This window comes from uncultured Microbacterium sp. (assembly GCF_913776565.1).
Classification (GTDB): domain Bacteria; phylum Actinomycetota; class Actinomycetes; order Actinomycetales; family Microbacteriaceae; genus Microbacterium.
In genome coordinates, this window is the sequence record NZ_CAJYPF010000253.1 from 1 (window position 1) to 4,580 (window position 4,580).

At 71.9% G+C, this 4,580-nt stretch carries 5 protein-coding genes and 1 pseudogene; 1 reads left to right on the forward strand and 5 read right to left on the reverse strand.

Annotated features, from left to right (window positions below; translation table 11 throughout):
- Positions 1–212: 212 nt before the first annotated feature.
- The 4 genes from QZ433_RS14050 to QZ433_RS14065 all read right to left on the reverse strand — a co-directional run bounded on the left by QZ433_RS14050 (position 213) and on the right by QZ433_RS14065 (position 3,838).
- Entirely contained in the window at positions 213–1,259 is a 1,047-nt protein-coding gene (locus tag QZ433_RS14050) for a sodium:calcium antiporter (protein WP_295784638.1), read from the reverse strand.
- Positions 1,260–1,329: 70 nt separating this feature from the next.
- Positions 1,330–2,145 carry a tryptophan-rich sensory protein gene (locus tag QZ433_RS14055; protein ID WP_295784640.1) on the reverse strand — a complete coding sequence of 272 codons (816 nt, stop codon included), beginning with the start codon at positions 2,143–2,145 and terminating at the stop codon, positions 1,330–1,332.
- A gap of 154 nt (positions 2,146–2,299) precedes the next feature.
- Positions 2,300–3,028, reverse strand: coding sequence for a GMP synthase (locus tag QZ433_RS14060; RefSeq protein ID WP_295784642.1), 729 nt, complete (start codon positions 3,026–3,028; stop codon positions 2,300–2,302).
- A 75-nt stretch (positions 3,029–3,103) separates the two neighbouring features.
- Positions 3,104–3,838 carry a LysR family substrate-binding domain-containing protein gene (locus QZ433_RS14065; protein WP_295784644.1) on the reverse strand — a complete coding sequence of 245 codons (735 nt, stop codon included), beginning with the start codon at positions 3,836–3,838 and terminating at the stop codon, positions 3,104–3,106.
- Positions 3,839–3,872: 34 nt separating this feature from the next.
- Here QZ433_RS14065 and QZ433_RS14070 point away from each other — a divergent pair, with 34 nt between their 5' ends.
- A complete protein-coding gene (locus tag QZ433_RS14070) occupies positions 3,873–4,262 on the forward strand; it encodes a DUF1304 domain-containing protein (RefSeq protein ID WP_295784646.1) in 390 nt (129 codons plus the stop codon).
- A gap of 112 nt (positions 4,263–4,374) precedes the next feature.
- Here QZ433_RS14070 and QZ433_RS14075 read toward each other — a convergent pair.
- Positions 4,375–4,580 (reverse strand): annotated as a pseudogene (locus QZ433_RS14075) (transferase); the annotation flags it as partial.

The window sequence follows — 4,580 nt, forward strand, 5'->3', positions numbered from 1 at the left end:
CGTACCGGGTCCGCCTGATCACCCCCGGCGGGGTCGTGCAGGAACCGGCGCAGTCGCCGCTGCCGTGGGCCCACGACGACACGGTGCTGACCGGCCGGCAGCTGGCCGAGGCCGGCATCCGTCCGCCGGTGCAGAACCCGCAGCAGGCGGTGGTGCTGGAGCTGACGGCGTGAGCATCGACGGCCGGGGACGATGACGCGTCGCGATCGGGCTCAGCCCGCGACCGCGAACAGCCCGGCCACGCCCACCGCGTAGAGCGCGAGGACGACGAACGAGTCGACGCCCAAACCGATGAGGCGGCGGCGGGGGCGGAAGATAAGCCCGACCACGTAGACGAGGGTCAACAGCGCCGCCAGCGCCGTCAGGTAGATGTCGGCGCCGTTCGCGCGCGGCAGCACGGCCGACCCTGAGATCACCGTGGCGAGCAGGAACAGCACGGGCAAGAAGGCGTTGCCGCCGAAGATGTCGCTGATCGCCAGATTGTCGTCGCCCTGCCTGATCGCCTGCAGACCCGTGGAGATCTCGGGCAGCGACGTCGCGAGTGCCAGTACGGTCGCGCCGAACAGCACTCCCGACAGGCCGATCTGCGACGAGGCTGCGTCGCCCGCGCGTTCCAGGACCACACCGGCCCCGAGCGTGGCGAGCGCCGAGAGCGAGAAGATGACAACCGCCTTCTTCGTCCCCATCTTCTTGCGGTCCGTCGTCTTCGCGGGCTTCGGTGTCGCGTCGGGAGCCCGGCCGTCCTCGTGCCACGGCAGGTGCGCACCGGCGCGCTGGACGAGGATCAGACCGACGATCCACAGGGCGGCGATCAGCACGACGTCGGGGGTCAGGCGCAGCACCTCGAGGCCGTCCGGCAGCTGGCTGCCCGCGATGACCACCGCGAGGACGGCGACCACCACCAGGCCCTCGAGGACCAGCGTGAGGGATGCCGCGCGGTACGTCAGCGGCTTCACCCCGCGTCCGCGCTTGCCGGAGGCGTCGAGGACCACGAGCACGACGGTCTGCAGGGCGATCCCGCCCAGGATGTTGCCGACGGCCACCTCGAGGTTGCCCGCCATCGCGGCCGACACGGTGATCGCGATCTCGGGCAGGTTCGTGGCCACCGCCAGGACGATCAGCCCGCCCAGCGCGCTGCCGAGATGCAGGCGCGCATCGAGGACATCGGTCGCCTTGGAGAGCTGGATGCCGGCCACCCACACCACCGCGGCGGCGGCGACGAAGATGACGACGAGAAGAGCGAGAGGCAGCGAGTCCACGGCCCGATTACACGCCCCGCGGCCGTGGTGCGCGTGCCGCTTGCGCGGGGGAGCGCGAACGCCTAAGTGCTCAGTCGACGCTCGGGCGGACCAGCCGCAGGACGCTCACCGAGACGGGCGGCAGGAGCACGATCACGGCGACGATGATCGCCGTCACCCCGATGGGCCCGCTCTGCGGCTCACCGCCGAAGCGCTCCACGGCGAGCCAGCTCAGACCCCACGCGAGGGCGATCGCGGGCGTGACGCGCCAGCCGCTGCGCCACGCGATGGCCAGACCGATGAGGGCCACCACGAGCAGGACGGCGATACCGATGGCATCCGCCGCGCCCTCCCACTCCGCGGGGACGATGGTTGTGAGCCACGCGGCCGTGTTGGCGACGGTGGCGAGGGTGACCCAGCCCAGGTGCAGACCGGTCACGCCGTCGATCAGCACGGAGTCCGCGAAGCCGCCCCGGGGTTCGCGGGTCACGACCGCGACGCGGAACGTCCAGCCGAGGGTAGCGAGGAGCAGCACGATCACGACCACCGTGAGAAAGAGCGTGCCGAAGCGCGCCGCCACCAGCCACAGGCCGTTCAGGGTCATGGTCAGCGCGATGAGCCAGCCCAGCGCGCGCTGGCGCGGGTTGGTGCGCTGGCCGGGGAGGGCCTGCCAGATCGCATACGCGATGAGGCCCAGGTAGATGACCGACCAGATCGAGAAGGCGGGTCCCGCCGGGGCGAGGTAGGAGCCGCTCGTGCTGAGGGCTCCGCCCTGCTGGTCCTCCACCGCGGTGTTGCCGAAGGCGCCCGCGCCGATGACGGCCGCGATCAGCATGAACGACAGGGCGGAGAGGACGACGATCTGACGCGCGAGGTCCGTGCCCCGCCAGTGAGCTGTTGCGTTCATACCCAGAACACTAGAAAAGCTAGGTAAATATGCGCCTCGGGGTTGACACTCGCCGCGGGGGTCTTCTCGTCAGGGTTCCGGTACCGGGGTGCGGTCGTCTCCGTCTCGCGGATGCCGATCGCGGCACGCCGTGCCGGCCGGGGACGGCGACGGCTCAGGCAGCGACCGCGCGTGCGGCGAACGAGCGCAGCAGACGCGTGGGCTGCTCGACCGAGGCGGTGCGCACGTGGGCGGACACCTCGTCGAACGCGTCGGCGTCGAAGTACCCCGCGTCGCGGTAGACCCGCATGCGCGCCACGAACGCGTCGGCGGTCGGCTCGGGATGGAACTGGGTCGCCCATAGTCCGACCCCCGCGCGGTAGGCCTGCACCGGGCAGAGATCGTTCTCAGCGAGCAGCGTCGCGCCCGGGGGCACGCTCGCGGCCGCCTCCTTGTGCGCGGTGAGCGCCTCGAAGCGCGGCTGCAGCAGGCCGAACAGCTCGTCCGCGCGACCGGCGGGGGTCAACGAGATGGCGGCCGGTCCCGTTCCCTCGGGATGCCGCAGCGTCACCTCGCCGCCCAGCAGGCGCGTCACCACCCCGATGCCGTAGCACGTGAACATCGCGGTCGTACGGCCCTCGATGGCCGCCGTCGCCAGTCGCTCGAGGTCGCGTTCGAGCCGTCGTTGTTCATCGGTCTTGTCGGGATCGGTGACGTTGAAGGGACTGCCGCCCACCACGACGGCGGCGAATCGCTCCAGGTCGGCGGGCAGCGCCTCGCGCACCAGATCGTGGTGCACGAGGTCGTCGGAACGCACCCCGAGGCCGTCGCGGAACGACTCCCACTCCGCCACGGCGGCATCGCGCTGCGGGCGGGCGCAGACGTAGAGCAGGGACGCGGTCACCCAGGGATTCTATGCGGGGTGAACCTCCAGGATGCCGAGGGTGAAACGCAACGACACCGACCCCCGTGCGCGGGGTCAGCGGGAGGACTGCGCCGTCCGGCCGCGCACGATCCCCACGAACGTCTCGACGTCGGGCGTCGTGCGCTCGCGGGGCCAGGCGAGGGCCACCGTCGACGTGGGGCCGTCGCGCAGCACGCGGTACTCGACGTCGCGTCGCCGGTGGGCCCGGGCCAGCGACATCGGCAGGATCACGACGCCGACACCCGCGGCCACCGTGGCGATCGCGTCGGCGGTGTCGGCCGGAGGCGCGAAGGCCGGGGGGACGGCATCCGGGACCGTGACGTGCACCACGTCGTCGGCCGGGACGATCACGACCTCGCCCGCGAGATCGGCCAGATCGAGCTCTTCGGCCGCGGTCAGGTCGGAGTCCGTCGACATGACGACCACGGGCTGCTCCTCGTAGAGGCGGATCACGTGCAGGTCGTCGGCGTCGTCGAGGGGGAGGCGGACCAGGGCGGCGTCGACCTCGTCGAGGGCAGCGCGCTGGGAGGCCACGGGGATCTCGCGCAGGTCGAGCGCGACGTGCGGCATCCGCTCCCGCCAGAGGGCGATCCACTTGCCGGGGGTCGCACCCGGGATCGCGCCCAGCACGAACGTGCGCGGCTCCTCGGCGGGCGACCGCTCCGGCGTCGCACGGGCGCGGGGGACGGTCTTCTTGGCGCCGCCGGTCCGCCTCGCCGCGGACGGCTTGGTGCCGCCCGCCCGACGCGGAGCGCCGCCGCGTCCGCGGGATCCGCTGCCGTTCGCCATGGCTCCAGGCTATCCGCGTCGATACGGTGGACGGATGATCGGCATCCTCGCCCTCGTGTTCGCCGGCCTCGCGGCCCTGCTGCACGTCTACATCTTCGTCCTCGAGAGCGTGCGCTGGTCGCGCCCGGCGACCTGGAAGATCTTCGGCATCGCCGACCAGCGCGCGGCGGACATCACCCAGCCGATGGCCTACAACCAGGGGTTCTACAACCTGTTCCTCGCCATCGGCGCCGCCGTCGGCGTCGTCCTCTGGGGCGTGAACGGTGTGGGCGATGTCGCCGGACGCACGCTGCTGATCTTCTCGCTCGGGTCGATGCTCGCGGCGGCGCTCGTGCTGGTGACCTCGGGCCGGAAGTACCTGCGCCCCGCGACCCTGCAGGGCACCCTGCCGTTGATCGGACTCGTGCTGGCGATCCTGGCCTGACCCCGGAGAGCGGATGCCAGGCGGTCGGGCCGTCGCCGACCCGGCCTCCGGGGAGACGAAAACTCGCACGCTCCGAAGAGACGTGCGGGTCGTGTGTGCCGGGACGCGGCGCTCAGGCGGCCAGACGCAGCCCTCGACGATCAGTCGCGACGGCCTCGCCGTCGTTGATGACCTCGTCGTCGCCGATGAGAGATCCCACCGCGATCCGGGCGTTGTGGCCCACCTGCGTGCGGACGCCGATGTGGGCGCCGGCGCCGATGACCGCACCCGCGCAGATGTGCGCGTGCGGCTCGATGCGGGCTTCCGGACCGATGACGG